Consider the following 24,262-nt stretch of genomic DNA (forward strand, 5'->3'; position numbering starts at 1 on the left):
TCAGGACCAGGGTCTGACGTCCCAGGCGGTCTGGCGGACCTCCACGTGCTCGGACCGGCGCAGCTCGCCGAGGAGGTCGCGCCAGCCGCCGGGCCACCCGGCGACCGGGCCCATCTGCCGGACCAGCGCCGCGGCCAGCAGGTGCGACGCGACGTCGCCCCGGCCGGCGAGCAGCCGCGCGGCGGGCAGCAGCCGCGCGGGCCCGCCCTGCCGGCGGACGCCGTGGCCGCCGACCGCCTGGAACAGGCGTCTCTCGCAGAGAGCGGCGGTCAGGGCGGGACGGCCGCGCAGCAGGTCCGCCAGGGCGGCCAGCTCGTCCGCCACGCGCTCGGCGGTGACATCGTCCTCGGTGAGGTGCGCCGAGCTGAGCGCGACGCCCGCCGCCTGGGCGGCGTAGAGAGGATGCCCGGCGAGGATCCGGACCGCCCGGCGGGCCAGCGACGCGTTGGGGTGGCCGGCGGGCAGGCCGCCGACCGTCTGCGCGATGGCCGTGGCCCGCACCCGCGCCCGGTCGTCGAGGTCGGCGCCCACCAGGGCGGAGAGCACGTCGAGCGCCTCCTCCCCCACCGACCCCGTCTTGACGAGGGCGTGCAGAACATGGATTTCGTCGTCCCCGGCGGGGTCGCGGGGATCGGCGACGGCGGCGAGGACGGCTCCGAACCCTTCCTCGTACCAGGGCGCCCACGCGCCGAACGCCTTGGACGCCCGGAACCGGACGCCCGGTCCGTCCGCGGCGGAGACCAGCCGGCGGACGAGCGCGGCGTAGGCGGGGCGGTGCGCGGGCGCGTACTCCGAAGGCTTCGCCTGGAAGAGCGTGCGCAACATCGGCTCCGACGCGTACGGGCCCGCGGCGTCGTAGAGCGCGTCGAGCACGCGGTGATCCTCGGGGTTGCGGCGCAGGGCCGCCGCGACGGCGACCCGGACGTCGCGGTGCAGGCCGGGGTCTCTCCAGGCGTGGAGGAGGACGCCGGCCGCGTCCGGGACCCGCAGTCGTTCGAGGAGCCGGGCGGCCTGCTTCCGGGAGGTCACCTTCCCGTCCGGGCCGGTCAGCGCCTCCGCCAGGGCCGGTCCGAGCCTGGACGGCGGCACCGACGCGCCGCACCGGCCCACGGCCGCGACCGCCACCGCCGAGCGCGGGCCCCGCGCATGGACGAGGAGCATCGCGAGGGCCTCGGCCGGGCGGTCCGTGCCCGCCATCGCCTCCAGCGCCGCCTCGGCGAGGACGGTCTCGTCCTCCCGTTCCGCCCACGGCACGAGGTCCCCGAGCCCGCCGGGAAGCCGGCCGAGGCCGGCGACGGCGCCGATTCTGGCGTCCACGGGTCTCCGCTCGTCCCGGACGGCCGCGGCCAGCACCGCCCGCACGCGCTCGGTCTGCGGCGGCGTCCAGCGGCCCGGATCCTGCGGCCGGACGTCCGGAACCCATTCGACGGCCTCGAACCGGCCCTCCCGGCCACCGTCGAGGACGGGCGGGAGGAGGTCGGTGCGGCGCCCGGCGACGACGCGCCACACCTCGGGCAGGACGATGGCGGACGCGTCGGCGGCCAGGAGGTCCACGGCGCGTTCCGCACGCCGCGCCGGGTCGGCGAGCCACAGTGCCGCCGCCTCGCGGGCGAGGGGCTCGGGCGCGTCCAGGATCGCCGCGCGCAGGTCGTCCTGGAGGTCCGCCTGCGCGAACGCCCTCCGTCCGAGGGAACGGGCCAGCGCGATGACGGTCTCGTGGTCGCGCAGGTGCGGGCGCAGCACGTCCAGGAGGCGGCGTTCCCCGCCGCGCGGCAGCACCCGGCCGAGCCGGTGGCCGTCGAGCGCCTCCGGCCCGTGTCTCGCCACGAGCCCGGCGTAGGCGCCGAACGCCCAGCGGGTGAGCGCGGGCGGCGCCTCGTCGCCGAGCATCCGGTCCGCCAGATCGCGCAGCCTCCGGCGGGTGCCCTGGGAGGAGTCGCGTGCCGTCACGGCCGAGTCGGCGATGGCGGCGAACGGCTGGGCGCACGAGTCGGCCAGGAGGCGGAGCGGCACGGACGCGAGGGCGGCGATGAACGTTCCCCTCAGCGGGTCCTGCTCGTTGCGCGTGCGATCCGCGAGTTCGGTGACCAGGCTCAGCAGGAGCGCGGAGTCTCCGGTGCGGGCGGTCAGCTCGATCAGCAGCGTGCGGGCGAGGCCGCGGCGGCGTGGATCGCCGCGGAACGCCGCCTCCCGGACGGGCCCGGCCGCCTCCCCGTAGGGCAGGTGGGCCGTGAGCTTGAGCGGGATCTCCGGATCGTCCAGCCGGGACCGCGCGGAATGCCACACCGAGCCGTGCCATTCCAGCATCCGGCGGGCCTCGGCCGCCGCCCGGTCAGGCGGCAGGAGACCGAGCAGCCGGAAGTTCCGCATTCCCGCGGGCGGCTGCCCGTACCGCTCCTGCGCCAGGTCGAAGACCTCCCCGCGGCGGCCCGGCGGGACGTGGACGAGGAGATCCCTCAGCCAGTACGGCTCGCCCGGCAGGAACTCGCGGAGGTCCCGCGCCGGAAGGCCGCCCAGGTATGCGAAGCACGCCCACGGCAGGCGGCCCCTCCGGCGCCCCATCCGCCGCACCGCCCGCGCGGCGCGGACCACGTCCACCCTGAACAGCGCCGGAACGAGCGAGCGCGGAAGATACGCGGCGGGCTGGCGAGAGCCGTCGAGTTCCACCAGTTCCAGCAGGCCCGCCGGATCGCGCCGCGCCAGCGCCGGGAGACCGGCCCCGCACTGCCGCCACCACGACCTTTCGGACACGTGCTCACGGGCGTGGGCGAGGAACGGGCCGGGGTGGCGTTCGGCCAGGGCGCGCCAGGCGGTGACGCCGTGGGCCAGTTCGGGGAGGAGCCGCGTGACGGCGTCCCCCGAGCAGGCGGGCAGCAGCGCGGCGGCCTCCCGGTCTCCCCAGCGGGCCCGCACACCGGGGAGGAGCCGGTCGGCGAGGGCGGTGCGGCGGGCATGGCGGAGCATCCGGTAGAACGCGCGGCGCAGGTCGGCGGGCGCGTCGTCCAGGACGGCCGCCGCGGCGTCGTCGGAGACGGGCAGGGTCCGGACGGCCCGGAGCGCGGCGCGCCGCAGAGCCATGTCGGGTCCCGCGAGCACCCGTTCGATGTACGGGAGGTCGCGGGCCGCCATGGCCATGTGCAGGGCGACGCGGCGCTCGTACCGCCCGCGTGCGGACAGGCCGGCGAGGAGGTCGCGGAGTTCGGGGGTCCCGGCGAGGTTCCGGGCGTGCAGGGCCAGTTCCCGCATGCGCGACGGGTACGGCAGGGATTCGAGGGCCGGTTCCCGGACCGGCTCGACGGGGCTCAACGGCCCGGGCGGAGACCGCCCTTCCTGAAGATCATGGGGTCGATGATGGCGGATCACCGCCGGTCCGGCAAGCGGGGCGGCACTGGAATACTCGTGACCATGACATATGTGGCCGACAGTGATCGATACGAGCGGATTCCCTACCGGCGCTGCGGGCGCAGCGGGCTGCGGCTCCCGGCGATCTCGCTGGGCCTGTGGCACAACTTCGGCGACGACCGTCCCCTGGACGCGCAGCGCGCCATCCTGCGCCGCGCGTTCGACCTCGGCGTCACGCATTTCGATCTGGCGAACAACTACGGGCCGCCGTACGGCTCCGCGGAGATCAACTTCGGCCGGGTCATGCGGGAGGACCTCCGGCCGTACCGGGACGAGATGATCATCTCCACCAAGGCCGGGTACGACATGTGGCCCGGCCCGTACGGCGAGTGGGGGTCGCGCAAGTACCTGCTCGCCAGCCTCGACCAGTCGCTGAGCCGGATGGGCCTGGACTACGTCGACATCTTCTACAGCCACCGTTTCGACCCCGAGACGCCGCTGGAGGAGACGATGGGCGCGCTGGACCGCGCCGTCCGGTCCGGGAAGGCGCTGTACGCGGGGATCTCGTCCTACTCCCCCGAGCGCACCGCGGAGGCGGCGGCGATCCTGCGGGAGATGGGGACGCCGCTGCTGATCCACCAGCCGTCCTACTCGATGCTCAACCGGTGGATCGAGGGCGGGCTCCTCGACACGCTCGGCCGGGAGGGCGTGGGCTGCATCGCGTTCTCGCCGCTGGCGCAGGGGATGCTGACCGACAAGTACCTCGGCGGCATCCCCGACGGATCGCGGGCCAGCAAGGGGACGTCGTTCTCGACGAGCCTCCTCACCGAGGAGAACCTGCGGCACGTCCGGACGCTGAACGAGATCGCCGCGGGGCGCGGGCAGTCGCTCGCCCAGCTCGCCCTCGCCTGGTCGCTGCGGGACGGCCGCGTCACCTCCGCCCTGATCGGCGCGAGCAGCGTCGCGCAGCTGGAGGAGAACCTCGCGGCCCTGGACCGGCTCGACTTCACCGCCGACGAGCTCGCCGCGATCGACCGGGACGCCGTCGAGGCGGGGATCAACATCTGGGCGGCCTCCAGCGCGGGCTGACCACCCGTGCGGGCCGGCCACCGTGCGCGCCGGCCACCGTGCGCGCCGGCCACCGGAAGGACTGCCGCGGCGCATGTGCATTGACCTGGCAGGACGGGGCACGAGCAGCACATGGAAGAGATGATGCTGCGCAGCGCCGCGTTCAACGACCACACGCTGATGCCGTCGGAGTACTCGCACGACAGCGGGGACGTCTCGCCGCCGCTGGAGTGGTCGCCGGCCCCCGAGGAGGTGGTGGAGCTCGCGCTGGCCTGCGAGGACCCGGACGCGCCGACCGGCACGTTCGCGCACTGGCTGCTCGCCGGCATCGACCCGGTGACGACGGCGCTGGACGCCGGTGAGCGGCCGACCGGGGCGGTCACCGGGCGCAACGACTTCGGCGCGGACGGGTACGGCGGGCCGAAGCCGCCGGCGGGCGACGACCCGCACCGGTACTTCTTCCGGCTCTACGGGCTGTCCGAGCCGTCCGGGCTCCGCCCCGGGTTCACGGCCGAGGACCTGCGCGCCGCCGTCCAGGAGAAGATCGTCGCGTCCGGCACGCTCGTCGGGACGTTCGTGAGGTGACCGTGGGCACCCCCGGCTCCGGCGACCCCGACCGCGACCCCACCGGTCGGGACGGCCCCGGCCGGCCCGAGTGGGACGACGCCGACGGGACCGCGCCCGAATGGCGGGATCCCGAGTGGCGCGGCCCCGGCTCGCACGGCCGCCACCGGCACCGGCAGCCGAGCGGGCGTGAGCCGCTGACCGCCCGCAGCCCGCTGCTGCTGCGGGCGATCCTGTCCGGCGTCGCCCTGGTCGGGACGGCGGCGGCCGCGGTGCTGTTCGCCGTGAGGGCGCAGGGCGACGGCGGGGACGGCGCCTGGGCGGCGGCCGCCGTCTGCGCGGTCGTCGCCGTCATCGCCGCGGTCGATCTGGTCGTCATCGCCCGGCGCACCCGGATGTGATCAGTAGCGGGTGAGCCGGGCGCGGGCGGCCTCCACGGCGGGCGGGACCGGGCGGCGGGCGCGGGCGAGCGCGGGCAGCGCGCGGGCCGCGTCCGCGAGGCCCGCCCGGCCGTCGCGGCTGCCCAGCCCGGACGCGGCGACGCGGGCGACCACCGGGAGCGGGCGGCGCAGCCACGCGGTCAGCAGCCGGTTGCGGGCCTCGCGGCGGCGGCGCGCCGCGGGGTCGCGGCCCGCCTTGGACGGGTGGTGGTGGACGACCAGTTCGGGAACGTAGGCCAACCCCCACCCGGCGGCGGCCAGGTCGAGGGCGAGCAGTTCCTCCTCCCCGGCGAAATGCAGGACGTCGTTGAAGCCGCCCGCGTCGAGGAACGCCTCGCGCCGCACGATGGCGGAGCAGGCGAGGAAGCCGAGGACGGCCGGGCCGGGCAGGCCGTCCGGCCGGCCGAGCGGCGCGCGGGCCATCTCCTCCGACACCGGCTCCGGCCGCTCCTCCTCACCGACGAGCACGCGGGCGGCGAGCAGCGCCGTCCGCGGGTGGGCGTCGAGGATCTCCACGGCGCGGGCCAGCGCGCCGGGCGCCCACCAGGAGTCGTCGTCGGCGAACGCGACGTAGCGGGTGGCGGCGTGCTCGGCCGCGGCGGTGCGGGCGGCGGCGCCGAGGTTGCGCGGCAGCCGCAGCACCGTGGCGCCGGCGGCCTCGGCGACGGCCGCGGTGGCGTCGGCGGAGGCGTTGTCGGCCACGATCACCGGGGCTTCGTGGCGCGCGAGGCTGCGGCGCAGTTCCGGGGCACGGTCACGGGTCGCGACGAGAACGGTCACATCGGGAACGGTCGCGTCAGGACCGATCACATCGGGAACGGTCGCGTCCGGACCAATCACGTCCGGAACGGTCGCGTCGGGACCGGTCGCGTCCGGAAGGGGCGCGTCCGGAAGGGGCGCGTCGGGAAGGGGCGCGTCGGGCATCGGCCGCTCTCCTAGCTCACGTATCGGCGTGCGGTGGACTCGCGCTGGGACGTTTCCAGGCGCCGGAGCCGGGCCTCGACGTCCGCCGGCAGCGTCCGGCGTTCGCGGGCCACCCAGGGCAGCCCCGCGGCGGCGTCGGCGAGCGCGCCCGCCGTGACGCGGTCGCGCGGCAGCGTGCGCAGCAGCCCGGCGGTGCGCCGCACTGCGGCGGGCAGCGGGCGGCGCAGCCAGGTGAACCACAGCGTATTGCGGATGCCGTGGCGGCGCCGCAGGTGCGGCTCGCGCAGCCGGGACGGCTCGTGGTGCACGACGACGTCGTCGGCGAAGCACAGCTGCCAGCCGAGCGCCATCAGGTCGGCGCCGAGCAGTTCCTCCTCGCCGCCGAGCCACAGCCGCGGGGAGAACCCGCCGGCCTCGCGGAACGCGTCAGCCCTGACCATGGACGCCCCGGCCAGGAACGAGCCGAGCGCGGGGCCCGGCAGCCAGGGCGGGCCGGGCACGGGCGAGTGCCGCAGCTCGGGCACGATCGGGTCCTCGCGGCCGCCGGGCTCCACCAGGATCCGCCCGGTGACGACCGCGAGCCGCGGGTGGGCGTCGAGCAGGCCGGCGGCGCGGGACGGCGCGTCCGGCTCCCACCAGGTGTCGTCGTCGCAGAAGGCGATGTACGGGGTGCGGACGTGGTCGGCCGCGACGTTGCGGCCGACGGCGCCGAGGTTGCGCGGGGAACGGATCAGCCGGAATTCCGGGAATTGTTCCGCGACCGCGTCGGCGGTGCCGTCCCGTGAGGCGTTGTCCACCACGATGACCGGTGGCCGGTCCGCGAGTTCGCGCGTGCGCGCGAGCGTCGCGAGCAATGAATGCCGCCGGTCTTTGGTGATGACGACAACGGTGTAGCGCATGAAACTGCCAGTACCCGCAGTCTTCGCCTCTATGTGCATGCCATTGCGTCTACCTGGCACTTCGCCCACCAGCGACTTTTCTGACTTCGACGTTTAGAGGCACTGATATCGGCAATGTCGAATCACCTATAGGGGATTCGCCTCCGGCGAGAACGCCCAGCGCCGATGGCTACGACGACGTCATCGGCCCACCACCGAACGCTGCGCCGAAACGGGGCTCTACATGCGCGTGCTCGGAATCAATGCGATCTTTCACGACCCGGCCGCCGCGCTGGTGTCGGACGGCACCGTCGTCGCGGCGGCGGAGGAGGAGCGCTTCAGCCGCCGCAAGCACGGCAAGCGGCCGGTGCCGTTCTCCGGCTGGGAACTGCCGGAGCAGGCGGCCCGGTGGTGCCTTGAAGAAGCCGGGCTCGAACCCGGCGACCTTGACGCCGTCGCCTACTCCTACGATCCCGGCCTCGTCGAGCCCGGCCTCGACGGGCACGACGTCCAGTGGGAACGGCTGCGCACGCTGTACGCGCGGCGCGCCCCGAACTTCCTGTCGACCGCGCTCCCGGGCCTGGATCCCGGGATCGTCCGGTACGTCCCGCACCATGTGGCGCACGCCGCGTCCGCCGCGCTCGCCGCGCCCGGACCCGGCGACGGCGACGTCCTGGTTCTGGACGGCCGCGGCGAGTCGCACTCGCACCTGGCCGGGACCTACGAGGACGGCGTTCTGACCCCGCTGCACGCCCAGCGCCTTCCGCACTCGCTCGGGCTCATGTACGAGGACCTCACCGAGCACCTCGGCTTCCTGCGCTCCAGCGACGAGTACAAGGTCATGGCGCTGGCGTCCTACGGCGAGCCGCGTTTCCTCGGCGAACTGCGCGAGCACGTCCGCGCCACCGGGGACGGCGGATTCGCCGTCGCGGACGTCGGCTGGGGCGCGCTGGCGAAGGCCCGCGCGCCCGGCGGCGAGTGGACGCGCGACCACGCCGACCTCGCCGCGAGCGTCCAGGCCCGGCTGGAAGAGGTGCTGCTGGAGCTCGCGGCCTGGCTGCACGGCCGCACCGGCTCCCGGCGGCTCATGCTCGCCGGCGGCGTCGCACTCAACTGCGTGGCGAACTCCCGGCTCGCCGAGGCCGGGCCGTACGACGACGTCTGGGTCCAGCCCGCCGCGGGCGACGCCGGGACGGCCCTCGGCGCCGCGCTGCACCTGGCGCGGGCCGGAGGCGAGCCGCTGACGCCGATGCCCGGCGCGGCCCTCGGCCGGCGGTGGGACGACCGGGAGATCGCCGAGCGCCTCGACCTCGCCAAGATCCCGTACGAGCGGCCGGACGACCTGGCCGCCACGGTGGCCGACGCCCTCGCCCGTAACGAGATCGTGGCGTGGTTCCAGGGCCGCTCCGAGTTCGGCCCGCGCGCGCTCGGGCACCGCTCCCTGTTCGCCCATCCCGGCCATGAGGGCAATGTGGAGCGGCTCAACGACGTCAAGGGCCGCGAGCAGTTCCGCCCGATCGCGCCGATGGTCGCGCTCGACCACGCGCCGGAGATCTTCGACGGACCGCTGCCGAGCCCGTACATGCTGTTCGTCCACCGGGTGCGCCCCGGCTGGCGGGAGCGGATCCCCGCGGTCGTCCACGTGGACGGCACCGCCCGGATCCAGACCGTCGCCGCCGAGGACGAGCCGCTGGTCGCCCGCCTCCTGGAGGAGTTCCGCCGCCGGACCGGACTGCCCGTCGTCGTCAACACCAGCCTGAACACCGCCGGCCGCCCCATGGTCGACGACCCGCGCGACGCGCTGGAGTGCTTCGGCTCCGCCCCGGTGGACCTGCTGGCCATCGGGCCGTACGTGGTCCGCCGCCGGGAGGTGCACGCCCGATGAGCCACGCCGTCCCCAGCCACACCGTCGTCATCCCGACGATCGGCCGGGAGAGCCTGCGCGTGACGCTGGACGCGCTGCTCGCGGGCCTGGACGGCGGGAACGGGCAGGCGCCGGACGAGATCATCGTCGTGGACGACCGTCCCGGGCCGGGCGCGCCGCTCCCCCTGCCGCCGGACGCCCCGCCGTCCGGCGGTCCGCAGATCCGGGTGATCCGGTCCGGGGGCCGCGGTCCCGCCGCCGCCCGGAACGCGGGCTGGCGCGAGGCCGCGACCGAATGGGTCGCCTTCCTGGACGACGACGTCGTGCCCGGGCCCGGATGGGCCGCCGGGCTGGCCGCCGACCTCGCGGGGCTGCCGCCCGAGGTGGGCGGGTCCCAGGGCCGGGTCACCGTCCCGCTGCCGGACGACCGGCGCCCGACGGACTGGGAGCGCAACACGGCGGCGCTCGCGGACGCCGACTGGATCACCGCGGACATGGCCTACCGCCGCGGCGTCCTCGCCGAGCTCGGCGGCTTCGACGAGCGGTTCCGCCGCGCCTACAGGGAGGACGCCGACCTGGCGCTGCGCGCCATGGACGCCGGGCACGGCCTCGTCCTCGGCGAGCGGCGGCTGACGCACCCCGTCCGCCCCGCCGGCTTCTGGGCGTCGGTGCGGGCGCAGGCGGGCAACGCCGACGACGTCCTCATGTGGCGGGTGCACGGCGGCTCGTGGCGGACCCGCGCCGGCGAGGGCCGCGGCCGGCTCGGCCGCCACGTGCTCACCACCGCGGCCGGCCTGCTGGCGGCGGGCCTTCCCGCGGCGCTCCGCGGCCGGCGCGGCCGGGCCGCCGCCCTGATCGCCGGAGGCGTCTGGGGCGCGCTGACCGCCCGGTTCGCCCACGAGCGGATCCGGCCGGGGCCGCCGGCGCCGGGCGAGGTCGCCAAGATGGCCGTCACCAGCGCCGTCATCCCGCCCGCGGCGGTCTGGCACCGGGTTCGGGGACTGGTCGTCCACCGGGACGCGCGGCCGTGGGGCGGTCCGTGGGTCGTGCTGTTCGACCGCGACGACACCCTCATCCGGGACGTCCCCTACAACGGCGACCCGGCGCGGGTGCGGCCGATGCCGGGGGCGCGGCGCGCCCTAGACCGGCTGCGGCGGCACGGCGTCCGGATCGGGGTCGTGTCCAACCAGTCGGGCGTGGCGAAGGGGCGCATCACCGCCGGCGACGTGCGGCGCGTCAACGCGCGCGTCGAGCGGCTCCTCGGTCACGTCGACGTGTGGGAGTTCTGCCCGCACGACGGCGGCGACGGCTGCGCGTGCCGCAAGCCCCGCCCCGGGATGATCGAGCGCGCGGCGCGGCGGCTCGGGGCGCTGCCGTCCGACTGCGCGGTGATCGGCGACATCGGCGGCGACGTCGAGGCCGCCGCCGCGGCCGGGGCGCGCGGCATCCTCGTCCCGACCGGGCGGACCCGCGCTGCCGAGATCGCGCGGGCGGCGGAGACGGCGCCGACCCTGCTGGCGGCCGTCGATCTGGTCCTCGGCGGGAGGCGGCGCCGATGAGGGTCCTCGTCTCCCGCCAGGACAACATCGGCGACGTGCTGCTCGCCGGGCCCGCCGTGCGGGCCGTCGCCGAGCGCGCCGACGAGGTCGTGCTGCTGTGCGGCCCGCGCGGGCGCGCCGCCGCCGACATGCTGCCCGGCGTCGACCGCGTCATCGAATGGCGCGCCCCCTGGATCGACCCGGACCACGTGCCCGTCGAGCGGTCCGAGATCGACGCGCTCACGCGCGGGCTCCGGGGGTTCGACCGGGCCCTGATCCTGACGTCGTTCCACCAGTCGCCGCTGCCGCTCGCGCTGCTACTGCGCCTCGCCGGGACGCCCTGGATCGGCGGCATCAGCGAGGACTACCCCGGTTCGCTGCTCGACCTGCGGCACCGGCCCGGCGAGGACATGCCCGAGCCGCTGCGGATGCTCGCGCTGGCGGAGGACGCGGGGTTCCCGTCCCCGGCCGACACCCGGCTCCGGGTCCGCGGGCCGCTGCCCGCCACCGACCACCTCACCGGCGGCCCCGGGTACGTCGTGGTGCACCCGGGGACGTCGGTCCCCGCGCGCGCCTGGCCTCCGGGGCACTGCGCCGAGGCCGTCCGGCTGCTGGACGCCGCGGGCCACCGCGTCGTCGTCACCGGGCACGGCGACGAGAAGGAGCTGACCGCGTCCGTCGCCGGGGAGGACGGCCTCGACCTCGGCGGCCGGACGACGCTGCCGGAACTGGCGTCCGTGCTGGAAGGGGCATGCGCCGTCGTCGCCGGCAACACGGGCCCCGCGCACCTCGCGGCGGCCGTCGGCACACCGGTCGTGTCGCTGTTCGCGCCGACCGTCCCGGCGGCCCGGTGGGCGCCGTTCGGCGTCCCGATGGCGCTGCTGGGCGACCAGGGGGCGCCGTGCAGGGACAGCCGCGCCCGCGAATGCCCCGTCGGCGGGCACCCCTGCCTGTCGTCCGTCAGCGCCGACGAGGTCGCCGCGGCCGTGGAGATCGTGAGGTCCGAGGAGGTGCCCGCCCGGTGAGAGTCCTGATGTGGCACGTGCACGGATCGTGGGCGACGTCGTTCGTCCACGGGCCGCAGACCACCCTCGTCCCCGTCACCCCCGGCCGGGGACCGGACGGGAAGGGGCGGCCCGACACGTTCCACTGGCCGGACCGCGCGGTCGAGGTCACGCCGGAGCGGCTCCGCGACGAGGACGTGGACGTCGTCGTCCTGCAGCGCCCCCACGAACTGCGGCTGGCCGAGGAATGGCTCGGGCGCCGCCCCGGACGCGACGTCCCCGCCGTCTACGTCGAGCACGACACGCCCCGGCGGACACCGTCCGACATCGGCCTCCCCGAGGAGGTCGTCCCCGACAGCCGCCACTTCCTGCACGACCGCTCCGACATCCCCGTCGTGCACGTCACCCACTTCAACCGGCTGTTCTGGAACTGCGGCCGCGCGCCCGCCACGGTCATCGAGCACGGCGTCGTCGACCCCGGCTACCGGTACACCGCCGACATGCCGCGCTCCGGCGTCGTCATCAACGATCCGCTGCGCCGCGGACGCGTGGCCGGCACCGACCTGCTCCCCGAACTGGCGGCGGCCGTCCCCCTCGACCTGTTCGGCATGAACGTCGCCGGCGTCCCCGGCCGGCTCGGCATCGCCCCCGAATCCCTCTGGACCTTCGAGGACCTGCCGCAGGCGAGGATGCACGGGGAACTCGCCCGCCGCCGCGTCTACGTCCACCCCTACCGGTGGACCTCGCTGGGCCTCGCGCTGATCGAGGCCATGATGCTCGGCCTGCCGGTGGTGGCGCTCGCCACCACCGAGGCGGTCGAGGCGGTGCCGCCGGAGGCCGGGGTGCTGTCCACGCGCGTGGCCGCCCTGGCCGACGCCGCGCGGACCCTGGCCGCGGACCCGCCGCGTGCGCGCCAGATGGGCAAGGAGGCGCGGGCCCACGCCGTCGAACGCTACGGCCTGCCGCGGTTCCTGCGCGACTGGCGGCGAACTCTCCAGGAGGTAACGCGATGAAGATAGCCATGATCTCCGAGCACGCCAGCCCCCTGGCCGCCAAGTGCGGCCCGCCGGAGAAGGGACTGGGCGGGGCGGACGGCGGCGGGCAGAACGTGTTCGTCGCGGAACTGGCGGCCGAACTCGGCCGGCAGGGGCACTACGTCACCGTCTACACGCGGCGGGACGCGCCCGCCCCGCCGGACCGCGTGCGGTTCGCGCCCGGCGTCACCGTCGAGCACGTCCCGGCCGGCCCGCCCGAGCGCATCGCCAAGGACGACCTGCTGCCCTGGATGCACGACTTCGGGCGCCACCTGGAACAACGCTGGGCCGCCGACCCTCCGGACGTCGCGCACGCCCACTTCTGGATGAGCGGCCTCGCGGCGATCCAGGCCGCGCAGCCGCCCGGGTCGCGGCACGTGCCGCTGGTGCAGACCTACCACGCGCTCGGCACCGTCAAGCGCCGCCACCAGGGCGACAAGGACACCAGCCCCGCCTCCCGGGTGCGGCTGGAGCGCGCGATCGGGCGCGCCGCCGACACCGTGATCGCCACCTGCTCCGACGAGACCGCCGAGCTGACCGCGATGGGCGTCCCCGGCGACCGCGTCCGGGTCGTGCCGTGCGGGGTCGACCTGAGCCTGTTCGCACCCGGCGGCGGCCCGGACGCCGGCCGGCACCGGCTCGTGGTGCTGTCGCGGCTCGTCGAACGCAAGGGCGTCGACACCGCCATCAGGGCGCTGGCGCACCTGCCCGGCGCCGAGCTGGCCGTCGCCGGCGGGCCGCCGCGCGGCGACCTCGGCGGCGACGCCGAGGTGCGCAGGCTGCGGAAGGTCGCGCGGGACGCCGGCGTCGCCGGCCGCGTGGAGTTTCTCGGCCGGCTCGGCCGCGGCGAGGTCGCCCCGCTGCTGCGGTCGGCGAGCGTCGTGCTCACCCTGCCCTGGTACGAGCCGTTCGGCATGGTGCCGCTCGAGGCGATGGCGTGCGGCGTGCCCGTGGTGGCGAGCGCCGTCGGCGGGCACCTCGACACCGTCGCGGACGGCGTCACCGGAACGCTCGTCCGGCCGCGCGACCCGGACGCCGCCGCCGACGCGGTCCGGGCGCTGCTCGACGACCCGGCCAAGCGCGCCGCGATGGGGTCGGCGGGACGCGACCGGGCGCGCGGCCGATACTCGTGGGCCCGCGTCGCCGCCGACACCGCCGGCGTCTACCGGGACGCGGCGGCCCTGAGCGAGGTGGCGGCGTGACGGCCGACACGACCGGGGCCGCCTCCGGGACCCGGACCGCGACGGCGCAGGACCGGCGGCTGGAGGCGCTCGCCGAGGCCGCGCTGCGGTTCCGCGAGCACGTGCCCACGCTCGGGACGTGGGGTCGCCGCCTGGCCGGCGTGCTGCGCGGCGGCGGGCGGCTGCTGGCGTGCGGCAACGGGGGCAGCGCCGCCGAGGCGCAGCACCTGACCGCCGAGCTCGTCGGCCGCTTCGAGGACGAGCGGCGCCCGCTGTCGGCGATCCCGCTGCACGCCGACACCTCGTCGGTGACCGCGATCGGCAACGACTACGGCCCGGTCGACGTGTTCGCGCGGCAGGTGCAGGCGCACGGCCGGCCCGGCGATGTGCTGGTGTGCCTGTCGACCAGCGGCCGCAGCCCCAACGTGGTGGCGGCGGCGCACCGGGCCCGGCAGCTCGGCCTCACCGCGTGGGCGATCACCGGCCCGGGGCCCAGCGCCCTCGCCGAGGCGTGCGACGACGCGATCACCGTCGAGGCCGCCGCCACGGCGACCGTCCAGGAGATCCACCTCGCCGCGATCCACCTGCTGTGCGGGGTGGTCGACGACGCCCTGGGGGTGAGACCATGACCGCTCCGCTGGTGGTCGTCGGCGACGTCCTGCTCGACATCGACATCGTCGGCAGCAGCAGCCGGCTCTGCCCGGACGCGCCCGTCCCCGTCGTCGAGCAGGCCGAGGAGCGGCCCCGGCCCGGCGGCGCGGGCCTGGCGGCGCTGCTGGCGGCCGCCGCCGGGCGCGAGGTGGTGCTCGTCACCGCGCTCGCCGACGACGAGCCCGGCCGGCGGCTGCGCGCGATGCTGGAGAAGCACGTGGAGGTCGCCGCGTTCCATCTGCACGGCGGCACCCCGTGCAAGCTGCGCATCCGGTCCGGCGGGCAGTCGGTGGCGCGGCTCGACGCCGGGGAGGGGCAGGCCCTCGACGGGCCCGTCGGCCCGCGCGTCGCCGCCGCGATCGCGGGCGCGGGCACGGTGCTGGTCGCCGACTACGGCCGCGGCGTCACCCGGCACCGCGCCGTCCGGTCCCTGCTCGGCGAGCTGCCCGCGAGCGTCCCCGTCGTGTGGGACCCGCATCCGCGCGGCGAGCCGCCCGTCCCCGGCGTCCGGCTGCTCACCCCGAACGCGGAGGAGGCCGCCCGGCTCGCCGCCGCCGACGGCGCCGAGATCGGCGGGTCCGGGCTGTCGGCCGCCGGGCGCTGCGGCCGGCACCTCGGCCGCGCCTGGGGCATCGAGGGCGTCGCGGTCACCCTCGGCGCGGAGGGAGCGCTGCTCTGCGACGGGTCGGAGGCGCCGTTCCTCGCGCCGGCGCGGCCCGCCCGGGGCGACTCGTGCGGCGCGGGCGACAGCTTCGCCGCCGGAGCCGCGGGCGTCCTCGCCGACGGCGGGACGCTCACCGACGCCGTCACCGAGGGCGTCCACCACGCGTCGGAGTTCGTCCGCGCGGGGGCCGCCGCGGCCCTCGCGACGCAGCTCGCCGAGACCGGCACGGCCCGGCTCGTCCCCGAGCGCGGCGAGGACGCCTGGGACGTCGTCGAGCGGACGCGGCGGGCGGGCGGGACGGTCGTGGCGACCGGCGGCTGCTTCGACCTCCTCCACGCGGGGCACGTCAGCATGCTGCAGCAGGCGCGGCGGCTCGGCGACTGCCTGATCGTCTGCGTCAACTCCGACGCCTCCGTGCGGCGCCGCAAGGGGCCGACCCGCCCCGTCACGCCCGCCGCGGACCGCGTCCGGGTGCTGGAGGCGCTCAGCGACGTCGACGCCGCGGTGGTGTTCGACGACGACACCCCGGCCCCGCTGCTGGAACGGCTCCGCCCGGACGTCTGGGTGAAGGGCGCCGACTACGCCGGGACCACTCTGCCCGAGGCCAACACGGTCCGGGCCCACAACGGCGAGGTGGTCCTGCTGCCCCTGCTGGAGGGGCGCTCCACCACCCGACTGCTGTCGACCACGAAGGGAAACGCGTCATGAACGTCCTCATCACCGGTGGCGCCTCGGGACTCGGCACGGCCGTCGCGCGCAAGGTCGCCGACGACGGGGGACGCCCCCTGGTCCTCGACCGGCACCCGCCGAAGGACGACTTCGAGCACATGCAGGCCGACCTCGCCGACCGCAGATGCACCGAACGCGCCGTGCACGGACTGGCCCGCGCCGCCGGCGGGCTGAACGCCGTCGTCACCGCCGCGGGCATCGACGCGTGCGGCACGCTGATCGACGTTCCCGCCGAGGACTGGGAGCGGGTCGTGCAGGTCAACCTGCTGGGCACCGCCGCCGTCGTCCGCGCCGCGCTCCCCTACCTGGAGAACGAGCCCCACGGACGCGTCGTGACCGTCGCGTCCACGCTGGGGTTCCGGGCGGTGGGCGACGCCACCGCGTACTGCGCGTCGAAGTTCGGCGTCGTCGGTTTCACGCGGGCCCTCGCCGCCGAGATGGCCGGGCGGGTGGCCGTCACCATGGTCGTGCCCGGCGGCATGGACACCGCGTTCTTCGACGACCGCGCCGAGCGGTACAGGCCGGGCCCGGACGTCGAGCTGAACCGGCCGGAGAACGTGGCGGCGACCGTCGCGTTCGCGCTGTCCCAGCCCACCGGGTGCGAGGTGCGGGAACTCGTCGTCTGCCCCTCGCAGGAGCCGTCGTGGCCGTGACGCCGCGAGCGCCGGGCGGGCGGCTCCTGGTGCTGCGCGCCCTCGGCCTCGGGGACCTGCTGACCGGCGTCCCGGCGCTGCGGGCCCTGCGGCGCGGGATGCCCGGCGCGCAGATCACGCTCGCCGCCCCGGCGCCGCTCGGTTTCCTCGCCCGCGCCACCGGCGCGGTCGACGACGTCCTCCCCTCCGAGGGCCTGGCCCCCCTGCCGCCCGCCGGCCCCGTGGACGTGGCGGTCAACCTGCACGGCCGCGGCCCGCAGAGCCACCGGCTCCTCGGGACGCTGCGGCCGGGCCGGCTGCTCGCCTTCGCCTGCGCCGAGGCGGGTCACGCCGGCGGGCCGGAATGGGACCCGGGCGAGCACGAGGTGGCGCGCTGGTGCCGGCTCGCGTCGGCGTACGGGTTAGACGCCGACCCCGAAGACCTGGACCTGGCGGCGCCCGCGGCCCCGTCGCCCGCGCCGGGCGCCGCCGTCGTGCACCCGGGCGCGGCGTTCCCGGCGCGCCGCTGGCCCGCCGACCGGTTCGCGGCCGTCGCGGCGGCGCTGCGGGACGGCGGCGAACGCGTCGTCGTCACCGGCGGCCCCGCGGAGACGGCGCTCGCGCGCCGCGTCGTGGAACTCGCCGGGCTGGACGAGCGGGCCGACCTGTCGGGCCGCACCCGCCTCCCGGACCTGGCCGCGCTCGTCGCGGGCGCCCGGCTGGTGGTGTGCGGCGACACCGGGGTCGCGCACCTGGCGACCGCGTTCCGGACCCCGTCGGTCCTGCTGTTCGGCCCGACGCCGCCCGCCCGGTGGGGGCCGCCCGACCGCGCCGAGCACCGGGTCCTGTGGGCCGGTCGGCGGGGCGACCCGCACGGCCGCCGGCCGCATCCCGGCCTGCTGGAGATCTCCGCCGGCCAGGCGGTCGAGGCCGCCGGCCTGGCGCTCACCCGCAACCGCTGAAGGGGAACATGATGAGACATCCACGCGCCGTCGTCACCGGAGGATCCGGCTTCCTCGGCTCGCACCTGTGCGAGGCGCTGCTGGCCCGGGGGATCTCGGTGGTGTGCCTGGACAACCTGCTGACCGGCACGTCCCGCAACATCGCGCACCTGACCGGGCGGCGCGACTTCCGGTTCCTGAGACGCGACCTCACCGAGCCGGTCAGCGTCCCCGGCGAGGTCGGCTACGTCTTCCACCTGGCGTCGGCGGCGTCCCCGGCCGACTATCTGCGGCTCCCGATCCAGACCCTGGAGGTCGGCAGCCAGGGCACCCGCAACGCGCTCGAACTCGCCGAGGCCAAGGACGCGCGCTTCGTGCTCGCCTCCACCTCGGAGGTGTACGGGGACCCGCTGGTGCATCCGCAGCCCGAGTCGTACTGGGGCAACGTGAACCCGGTCGGGCCGCGCAGCGTGTACGACGAGGCCAAGCGGTTCGGCGAGGCGCTCACGTCGGCTTTCCGGCACTCACGCGGCCTCGGCACCGCGATCGTGCGGATCTTCAACACCTACGGGCCGCGGATGCGCCCCGACGACGGCCGGGCCATCCCGACGTTCCTGCGGCAGGCGCTCACCGGCGAGGAGCTCACGGTGACCGGGGACGGCACCCAGACCCGCTCCATCTGCCACGTGGACGACACCGTCCGGGGCATCATCGCCCTCGCCCTGTCCGACCACCCGGGACCGGTCAACATCGGCAGCCCGTACGAGGTGTCCATGGCCGACCTCGCGCGGCTGATCATCGACCTGACCGGCTCCCCGTCCCGGGTCCGCTTCGTCGAGCGCCCGGTGGACGACCCGCACGTCCGGCGGCCCGACACCGCGCTGGCCGAGGAGGTGCTCGGCTGGCGTCCCCGGATCTCCGTCGAGGACGGCCTGCGCACCACGATCGAGTGGTTCGCCCGGGAGCTCATGGTCGCCCGCCCCGCCTGACCGGCCCCGGACGGGCGCACGGGACGGGCGCCGGTCAGCCGTTGTGGCCGGCCGTCACCAGGTCCCGGAGGTCGGCGGGAAGGCTGTGGCGCACCTTGTCGGTCACCGTGCCCTGCGTGGCCTCGTCGGTCACCTCCAGCACGACCCGCGCCAGGTACGCCGAGCGGGGTTCGTCGGCGCCGGACCTGGCCGCGATCCGCTCGATGAAGTCGTGCCTGCCGAACCGCTCGCCGCTGCCCGCGCCGCCGTAGACCTCCGTGCGGCGCAGATGCTCGCCGATCTCGTGCGGCAGCTGCGCCGCCAGGTTGTCGGCGAGCCCCTCCGGGATCCGTTCGCCGAGCGTCTCCAGGACGGCGCGGGTCGCCCGTTCCGCCTCACCGTGGCCGGAGAGGCGGGCACGGGCCTGGACCTGTCCGATGAATTCCTCGTGCCGCATGACGGACGCTCCTTCCTAGGTCTGAAATGCAGAAACTGCCCGATATGGACGGTCCTTAACGCGCGCCGAGCACGTCCATCAGCTCGCCGATCATGGATCCGTCTGCGGGCAGGGCGGGGGCGCGCCCGGCCCCCTCGGGCGAAAGGCACCACTCCCACCACCCGTCCAGCTCCCCCGGGTCCAGCAGCGGCCCGTCCCGTTCCGCCCCCTCACGGCCCTGCCCCGCCCGCTCCGGGACGGTGACGACGGCGGGCCACGACCACGCCCGCGCCTGCGCGGTCACCTTCGCGCCGCCGCCCACCGGGTCGACGGCCAGCGCGGGAACCCCGTTCTTCAGGGCCAGGACGAGGCCGTGCAGCCGCGTCGTGACGACCAGGTCGAGCCTGCGCAGTGCCGACTCCAGCTCCGCCGGCGTCGTGCACAGGCGCCAGTCGCGCGGATCGAGCCGGGTGTCCAGGGGCAGCCGTGCGCACTCGCGGCCGGCGAGCCACTCCGTCAGCTCCCGCTCGATCCGGTCGTGCCGCCGCCGCGTCCCGTACTCGGCCTGCCCCGGCGCCAGCACGACCCCGGCGACGGGCACCGACGCGGTCGCCGGGAGCGCCGCCAGGTCGTGCCGCGGCGCCGCCGCGGGCGTGTCGCGCGCGAGGACGGCGTCGAACCCGGTGACCGCCGGGTCGCCCGGATCGATGACCGACACCCCGACGGCGACGCGGGCGCATCCCGCGTACCGGCGGTGCAGCTCCTCGATCTGCCGGCCGTGCAGCGGCCCGCAGGCGAACACCAGATGGGTGTAGCGGCCGGGGTCGGCCCGGCCGAGATCCAGTCCGCCCGGCCGGAAGACCGGGCTCCACGCGAGGTCGCACGGGATCCCGTTGCCGGCCAGCGCCGCCCGCACCGCCTCCATCGCCAGCACGTCGCCCGCCGTGGCCTCGCCGTGCACGAAACTCGGCCAGCCCGTCACCAGAACACGCATCCGCCGGCCGCCTTCCCGTGCCGTGACACTTGAGACACCTACCGGTTTACCGAAACGACCGGGTGGGCAGAGTCAGGTCGCGGCCCACTCGCGAGCTCGGAGCCAGGTGCTCGGATCTGCGAGCCTGGGCCGCGCCAGCGTTCAGGCGGCCGCCACCCGCCTGCTACCCCCCTGCGCCGCCGTCAACCGCCGGCGAACCCGGCGGCGGCCATGCCGCAGTAGGCGGCGCCGAGCCCCGCGGCGACACTGCCGGCGGCGTTGAGCAGCGCGGGGAGGCGCGCCCCGTCCTCGGCCAGCCGGACGGTCTCGTAGCCGAACGTGGAGTAGGTGCTCAAGGCGCCGCAGAAGCCCGTCCCGGCGAAGGCCGCCAGCCCGCCGCCGGCGGGCACGGCCGCCAGGAATCCCAGGAGGAACGACCCCGCGACGTTCACGGTCAGCGTCCCCCAGGGGAACACCGAACCGTGCCATGCCTGCACGGTGCGGTCGGCCAGGTAGCGCAGCGAGGCGCCGAGCGCGGCGCCCAGCGCGACCAGCAGGACCGTCACGCGTCCCCCGCCCCGGCGCGCCGCCGGGTCAGCGACCGGGCGGCCAGCGTTCCCGCGACGACGGCGGCGAGCGCGGCGGCCGGCGTCGCCGCGAGGTACAGCAGCGCCACCCGCGGCGCCCCGCCGTCCACGGCCCGCTGGACGTCGACGGCGTAGGTCGAGAACGTGGTGAAGCCTCCGAGCACCCCGACCCCGAGGAACGGCCGCACCAGCCGGTGGACCCGCCGCGTCTCGGTGACGAGCACCATCAGGACCCCGATCGCCAGGCAGCCGGAGACGTTGATCCAGAAGACGACCCAGGGGAACTCCCCCGGCCCGTACGGGAACGCGCCGCTCAGCCCGTACCGCGCCAGCGCCCCGGCGACGCCGCCCGCCGAGACGGCGCCCAGCGTCGTCCACGGCGCGCGCCGCAGCTCGTCGCGCTGCTCCGGCACATGAAGATCGACATCGGGATCGACGGGACGGCCCGTCCCGGACATGGCGCGCTCCTACCAGCGGCTGCACTTCACCGGCAGGGACCGTCGGCGGAGATTCGCGGTTCGCCCGTCCGGGCACGGCGGGCCCCACCGCCGCGGCCCCGGCCGGGCCGGGGCGCGCCCGAGTCTACCGGCGCCGAGTCCACCGGCGCCGCCGGTCAGGGTTCGGGGCGGTCGACCTGGCCGCGCCAGCCGCCGGTCTGGACGCCGCGGGCCTCGATGAAGGTCTTGAAACGCTGCAGATCGCCCTTGACCCGGTGGCCAAGGGCGCCGAGCCTGTCGCCCGCCTTCTCGGCGAGTCCTTGCGGGTCGATCTCCATCTGGGCGGTGACGCGCGTGGTGGTCTCGTCCAGCCGGTGGAAGGTCACCACCCCGGCGTGCGTCGGTCCCTCCAGGGACTTCCAGGCGACGCGCTCATCGGGCAGCTGCTCGGTGATCCTCGCGTCGAACTCGCGGGCGACGCCGGCGATCCTCGTCCTCCAGCGGACGGTGGTGTCGTCGAGCTGGCGGACCTCCTCGACACCGTCCATGAACTGCGGGAACGTCTCGAACTGCGTCCACTGGTCATAGGCGGTGCGGATCGGGACGGTGACGTTGACCGACTCGGTGATCGTGCTCACGGCTCCCCCTCATGCGTCACCCGGGCGGTACCCGGGCGAGCGTCGTTTATCCGGGGCCGCGGCGGCGGCGCGGCGCCCGGGACGCCCGATCCCCCCACGTGGGCGGGGTTTCCGTGTGATCAGCCGTTTGCCGGGTAATGGGACGGAACCGAGCGATCGCCCCCGCCTCGCCGGCCTCTTCGGAAGGGAGACGACCCGCATGACGTCGGCGCAGTCCACCACCACCCGGTTCAACGACGGACAGACCGAGATCCTGCTCGCGGAGATGAACCGGCTCCCGGAGGACGACCCCCGGAGGGAACGGCTGCGGGCGCGCATCGTCGACATGCACGCCCCGCTCGTGCGCGGCGTGGCCCGCCGGTACGCCAACCGCGGGGAGCCCATCGACGACCTTCAGCAGGTCGCCTACCTGGGCCTGGTCAAGGCCATCAACCGGTTCGACCCCGGCATCGGCGACAGGTTCGTCACCTACGCCTACCCGGTGGTGACCGGGGAGGTGAAGCGGCACTTCCGCGACAAGACGTGGGGCATCCGGGTGTCGCGCCGCATCCAGGAGCTGCGCCCGATCCTGCAGCGCACCATGCAGGAGTTCACCCGCGAGCGCGGCCGCTCCCCCACCACGGCGGAGGTCTCCGCGCTCATGGGCATCACCGAGGAGGAGACCGTCGAGGTCATCATCGCCTGCGACGCCTACCGCCCGCTGTCCCTGGAGGCTCCGGCGGACGGCTCGCAGAGCGGCGACAACGGCACCGTCGGCGAGTACCTCGGCTCCGAGGACCCGGCGCTCGACACCTTCATCGACGGCCATGCTCTCGGCCCGCTCATCGACGAACTCCCCGAACGCGAGCGGACGATCCTGCTGCTGCGGTTCTTCGGCAACAAGACGCAGACGCAGATCGCCGAGCAGATCGGCCTGTCCCAGATGCACGTCTCGCGGCTGCTCCGCGCCACCCTGGACCGGCTCCGCGCCGGGCTGCTGGCCGAACGATGACGGGGCGGCCCCGCGCCGTCGCGTTCGACGTGATCGAGACGCTGATGTCGCTGGAGCCGCTGCGGGCCCGGTTCGAGGACATCGGCCTTCCCGGCGGCGCGCTGGAGACGTGGTTCGCCCGCACGCTGCGCGACGGCATGGCGCTGACGGCCACGGGCGACTACGCGCCGTTCCGCCGGGTCGCCGAGGGCGCGCTCCGGGCCGTGTCCGGGCAGCGCGCCGACGACGCGGCGGTCGCCCACGTCCTCGACGGGTTCGCCGCGCTGCCCGCCCATCCCGACGCGGAGCCCGCCCTGCGGCGCCTGGCGGCGGCCGGCGTGCCGGCCCTGTGCCTGACCAACGGCGGCCGGGACACGACCATGGCGTTCCTGGACCGGGCGGAGCTCACCGACCTCGTCGACCGGGTGATCACGGTCGAAGAGGTCGGGCGGTGGAAGCCCCCGGCCGTCGTGTACCTGCACGCCGCGGCCGTGGCGGGCGTGCCCGCCGACCGGCTCGCGCTGGTGGCGGCGCACGCCTGGGACTGCCACGGCGCCAAGCGCGCGGGCCTCGCCACCGGGTGGGTCGGGCGGCTCGAAGGCCGCTACGGCGACGTCTTCGCGCCGCCCGACGTGACCGGCGACGACCTCGTCCAGGTGGTGGAACGGCTCCTCACGCTGGACGGCGCCTGACGGTGCCGCCCGTCAGGGCTTGGGAAGCGCGCACGCCTTGTCCAGCACGACGTCGTTGCCCTTGCCGAGGCAGCGGGCGAGCAGGTACGTCTGCTGGCCGTAGTTGATGCCGCGGCGGACGGTGATCTCGCCGTCGCGGCCGACCTCGCACGGGTTGTTGAGCGTGCAGCGCTCACCGTCCTCGTTGCCGGTGTTGTTGACCCCCACGACACGGCGGGTCTTGACGTCGATGATCGGCGAGCCGGACGTGCCGCCGATCGTGTCGCACTCGGGCGTGTACCGGATGGAGTTCTTCCACGTCCAGTCCGCCTCGCGCAGCCGGTGGACGGTGTCGTCGATCTTGCAGCCGTAGATCTTCTTCCAGTAGCCCGACACGACCCGGATCTCGGTGCCGTCGTGCGGCCTGGCCGGCGACAGGCGCAGCGCCGGGATGCCGTACCGCCGCTCGATGGCGGCGTAGGTGGTGTCGAGCCGGTAGACCGTCACGTCGGTGTCGGTCATCGTGGCGTACTCGACCTTGGTGGCCCGAAGGGAGCCCAGTTCCTTCTCGCCCGTCCGGTCGAGGAGCGTGAACGTCCGCGACGACGCCTGGTCCACGATGACCTCGCCGGCCCCGGGCATGCCCGTCTCCAGGCAGTGCCCGTTCGTCAGGACCAGCGCCGCGTCGGTGTCGCGGGAACGCGGCCCGCGCACGAGGGACCCCGAGCAGTTGCTGAGCGCGACGATGCCGGTGAAGTCGACCTCTGCCCGAGGCTTGGCCGGGGCGGGCGCCGCCGGGGCGGCGAGCGCGGCTCCGGCGGCGGTGAGCGTGGCGGCGCCGGTGACGGCGGCGAGGACTACTGCGGCGAGGCGGCGTCCGGTCATGGGGATCCTCTCGAGGCGGGCCGGCGGCGAGGCACCGGCCGGTGACGGCGCTGTCCGGCCGGATGCTAGATCATCTTCGCCCGCGAAAGAAGGGCCCCGGCCGCCTGGGTTCCCTCAGTCGACGTCCACCCAGCCGTAGGTCCGTTCCACGGCCTTCTTCCAGCCGGCGTAGCCGGTGCGGCGTTGTTCGTCGGTCCAGGTGGGGTTCCAGCGGCGGTCTTCGTTCCAGTTCTGGCGGAGTTC

At 75.8% G+C, this 24,262-nt stretch carries 24 protein-coding genes; 15 read left to right on the plus strand and 9 right to left on the minus strand.

What is annotated here, in order from left to right; all coding sequences use genetic code 11:
• Entirely contained in the window at positions 1 to 3,306 is a 3,306-nt protein-coding gene (locus AB0C35_RS39060; protein WP_358467340.1) for a hypothetical protein, read from the minus strand.
• 99 nt (positions 3,307 to 3,405) lie between these two features.
• On the opposite strand from AB0C35_RS39060, the gene mgrA reads away from it, so the two are divergent.
• The 3 genes from mgrA (at position 3,406) to AB0C35_RS39075 (ending at position 5,375) form a co-directional block, all read left to right on the plus strand.
• The gene (gene mgrA / locus AB0C35_RS39065; protein WP_358467342.1) at positions 3,406 to 4,431 is read left to right on the plus strand and encodes an L-glyceraldehyde 3-phosphate reductase; all 1,026 of its coding nucleotides are present in this window, start codon (positions 3,406 to 3,408) and stop codon (positions 4,429 to 4,431) included.
• Between the two features lie 111 nt (positions 4,432 to 4,542).
• Complete coding sequence (locus tag AB0C35_RS39070; RefSeq protein WP_358467344.1) at positions 4,543 to 4,995, plus strand: YbhB/YbcL family Raf kinase inhibitor-like protein; 453 nt, start codon at positions 4,543 to 4,545, stop codon at positions 4,993 to 4,995.
• Positions 4,992 to 5,375 carry a DUF6343 family protein gene (locus AB0C35_RS39075; protein ID WP_358467346.1) on the plus strand — a complete coding sequence of 128 codons (384 nt, stop codon included), beginning with the start codon at positions 4,992 to 4,994 and terminating at the stop codon, positions 5,373 to 5,375. Before AB0C35_RS39070 ends, AB0C35_RS39075 begins: the two co-directional genes overlap by 4 nt.
• Here AB0C35_RS39075 and AB0C35_RS39080 read toward each other — a convergent pair whose 3' ends face one another.
• Positions 5,376 to 6,338, minus strand: a complete 963-nt coding sequence (locus tag AB0C35_RS39080; RefSeq protein ID WP_358467348.1) for a glycosyltransferase — start codon at positions 6,336 to 6,338, stop codon at positions 5,376 to 5,378.
• Positions 6,339 to 6,349: 11 nt separating this feature from the next.
• Positions 6,350 to 7,237, minus strand: coding sequence for a glycosyltransferase (locus AB0C35_RS39085; RefSeq protein WP_358467349.1), 888 nt, complete (start codon positions 7,235 to 7,237; stop codon positions 6,350 to 6,352).
• 223 nt (positions 7,238 to 7,460) lie between these two features.
• Here AB0C35_RS39085 and AB0C35_RS39090 point away from each other — a divergent pair, with 223 nt between their 5' ends.
• The 10 genes from AB0C35_RS39090 (at position 7,461) to AB0C35_RS39135 (ending at position 18,443) form a co-directional block, all read left to right on the plus strand.
• Complete coding sequence (locus AB0C35_RS39090) at positions 7,461 to 9,101, plus strand: carbamoyltransferase C-terminal domain-containing protein (protein ID WP_358467351.1); 1,641 nt, start codon at positions 7,461 to 7,463, stop codon at positions 9,099 to 9,101.
• On the plus strand, positions 9,098 to 10,639 hold the full coding sequence (locus AB0C35_RS39095) for an HAD-IIIA family hydrolase (protein WP_358467353.1): 1,542 nt from the start codon (positions 9,098 to 9,100) through the stop codon (positions 10,637 to 10,639). The genes AB0C35_RS39090 and AB0C35_RS39095 overlap by 4 nt, the downstream gene beginning before the upstream one ends.
• Entirely contained in the window at positions 10,636 to 11,643 is a 1,008-nt protein-coding gene (locus AB0C35_RS39100) for a glycosyltransferase family 9 protein (RefSeq protein ID WP_358467355.1), read from the plus strand. Before AB0C35_RS39095 ends, AB0C35_RS39100 begins: the two co-directional genes overlap by 4 nt.
• The gene (locus AB0C35_RS39105) at positions 11,640 to 12,635 is read left to right on the plus strand and encodes a glycosyltransferase family 4 protein (RefSeq protein ID WP_358467357.1); all 996 of its coding nucleotides are present in this window, start codon (positions 11,640 to 11,642) and stop codon (positions 12,633 to 12,635) included. The genes AB0C35_RS39100 and AB0C35_RS39105 overlap by 4 nt, the downstream gene beginning before the upstream one ends.
• Positions 12,632 to 13,858, plus strand: coding sequence for a glycosyltransferase (locus tag AB0C35_RS39110; RefSeq protein WP_358467359.1), 1,227 nt, complete (start codon positions 12,632 to 12,634; stop codon positions 13,856 to 13,858). The genes AB0C35_RS39105 and AB0C35_RS39110 overlap by 4 nt, the downstream gene beginning before the upstream one ends.
• A 101-nt stretch (positions 13,859 to 13,959) precedes the next feature.
• Positions 13,960 to 14,466, plus strand: a complete 507-nt coding sequence (locus AB0C35_RS39115; protein ID WP_358467387.1) for an SIS domain-containing protein — start codon at positions 13,960 to 13,962, stop codon at positions 14,464 to 14,466.
• Entirely contained in the window at positions 14,463 to 15,860 is a 1,398-nt protein-coding gene (locus AB0C35_RS39120; protein WP_358467361.1) for a PfkB family carbohydrate kinase, read from the plus strand. Before AB0C35_RS39115 ends, AB0C35_RS39120 begins: the two co-directional genes overlap by 4 nt.
• On the plus strand, positions 15,857 to 16,534 hold the full coding sequence (locus AB0C35_RS39125; protein WP_358467363.1) for an SDR family oxidoreductase: 678 nt from the start codon (positions 15,857 to 15,859) through the stop codon (positions 16,532 to 16,534). Before AB0C35_RS39120 ends, AB0C35_RS39125 begins: the two co-directional genes overlap by 4 nt.
• Complete coding sequence (locus tag AB0C35_RS39130; protein WP_358467364.1) at positions 16,531 to 17,475, plus strand: glycosyltransferase family 9 protein; 945 nt, start codon at positions 16,531 to 16,533, stop codon at positions 17,473 to 17,475. Before AB0C35_RS39125 ends, AB0C35_RS39130 begins: the two co-directional genes overlap by 4 nt.
• Before the next feature lie 11 nt (positions 17,476 to 17,486).
• Entirely contained in the window at positions 17,487 to 18,443 is a 957-nt protein-coding gene (locus AB0C35_RS39135) for an NAD-dependent epimerase/dehydratase family protein (protein WP_358467389.1), read from the plus strand.
• Positions 18,444 to 18,477: 34 nt separating this feature from the next.
• Here AB0C35_RS39135 and AB0C35_RS39140 read toward each other — a convergent pair whose 3' ends face one another.
• The 5 genes from AB0C35_RS39140 to AB0C35_RS39160 form a co-directional block, all read right to left on the minus strand.
• Entirely contained in the window at positions 18,478 to 18,879 is a 402-nt protein-coding gene (locus tag AB0C35_RS39140; protein WP_358467366.1) for a DUF2267 domain-containing protein, read from the minus strand.
• Positions 18,880 to 18,934: 55 nt separating this feature from the next.
• Positions 18,935 to 19,852 (minus strand): polysaccharide pyruvyl transferase family protein, encoded by a 918-nt coding sequence (locus AB0C35_RS39145; protein WP_358467368.1) that lies wholly within the window; start codon positions 19,850 to 19,852, stop codon positions 18,935 to 18,937.
• Positions 19,853 to 20,034: 182 nt separating this feature from the next.
• Positions 20,035 to 20,397 carry a CrcB family protein gene (locus AB0C35_RS39150; protein ID WP_358467370.1) on the minus strand — a complete coding sequence of 121 codons (363 nt, stop codon included), beginning with the start codon at positions 20,395 to 20,397 and terminating at the stop codon, positions 20,035 to 20,037.
• Positions 20,394 to 20,876, minus strand: a complete 483-nt coding sequence (locus tag AB0C35_RS39155; protein WP_358467372.1) for a CrcB family protein — start codon at positions 20,874 to 20,876, stop codon at positions 20,394 to 20,396. Before AB0C35_RS39155 ends, AB0C35_RS39150 begins: the two co-directional genes overlap by 4 nt.
• A 155-nt stretch (positions 20,877 to 21,031) precedes the next feature.
• The gene (locus AB0C35_RS39160; RefSeq protein ID WP_358467374.1) at positions 21,032 to 21,493 is read right to left on the minus strand and encodes an SRPBCC family protein; all 462 of its coding nucleotides are present in this window, start codon (positions 21,491 to 21,493) and stop codon (positions 21,032 to 21,034) included.
• A 199-nt stretch (positions 21,494 to 21,692) separates the two neighbouring features.
• On the opposite strand from AB0C35_RS39160, the gene AB0C35_RS39165 reads away from it, so the two are divergent.
• Positions 21,693 to 22,484 (plus strand): SigB/SigF/SigG family RNA polymerase sigma factor, encoded by a 792-nt coding sequence (locus AB0C35_RS39165; RefSeq protein ID WP_358467376.1) that lies wholly within the window; start codon positions 21,693 to 21,695, stop codon positions 22,482 to 22,484.
• A complete protein-coding gene (locus AB0C35_RS39170) occupies positions 22,481 to 23,155 on the plus strand; it encodes a haloacid dehalogenase type II (protein WP_358467378.1) in 675 nt (224 codons plus the stop codon). The genes AB0C35_RS39165 and AB0C35_RS39170 overlap by 4 nt, the downstream gene beginning before the upstream one ends.
• Before the next feature lie 12 nt (positions 23,156 to 23,167).
• Here the strand turns inward: AB0C35_RS39170 and AB0C35_RS39175 are convergent, their stop codons facing one another.
• On the minus strand, positions 23,168 to 24,019 hold the full coding sequence (locus tag AB0C35_RS39175; protein ID WP_358467380.1) for a serine protease: 852 nt from the start codon (positions 24,017 to 24,019) through the stop codon (positions 23,168 to 23,170).
• Positions 24,020 to 24,262 lie beyond the last annotated feature (243 nt).

Source organism: Spirillospora sp. NPDC048819 (genome assembly GCF_040650055.1).
In the GTDB taxonomy this organism is placed as follows: domain Bacteria; phylum Actinomycetota; class Actinomycetes; order Streptosporangiales; family Streptosporangiaceae; genus Spirillospora.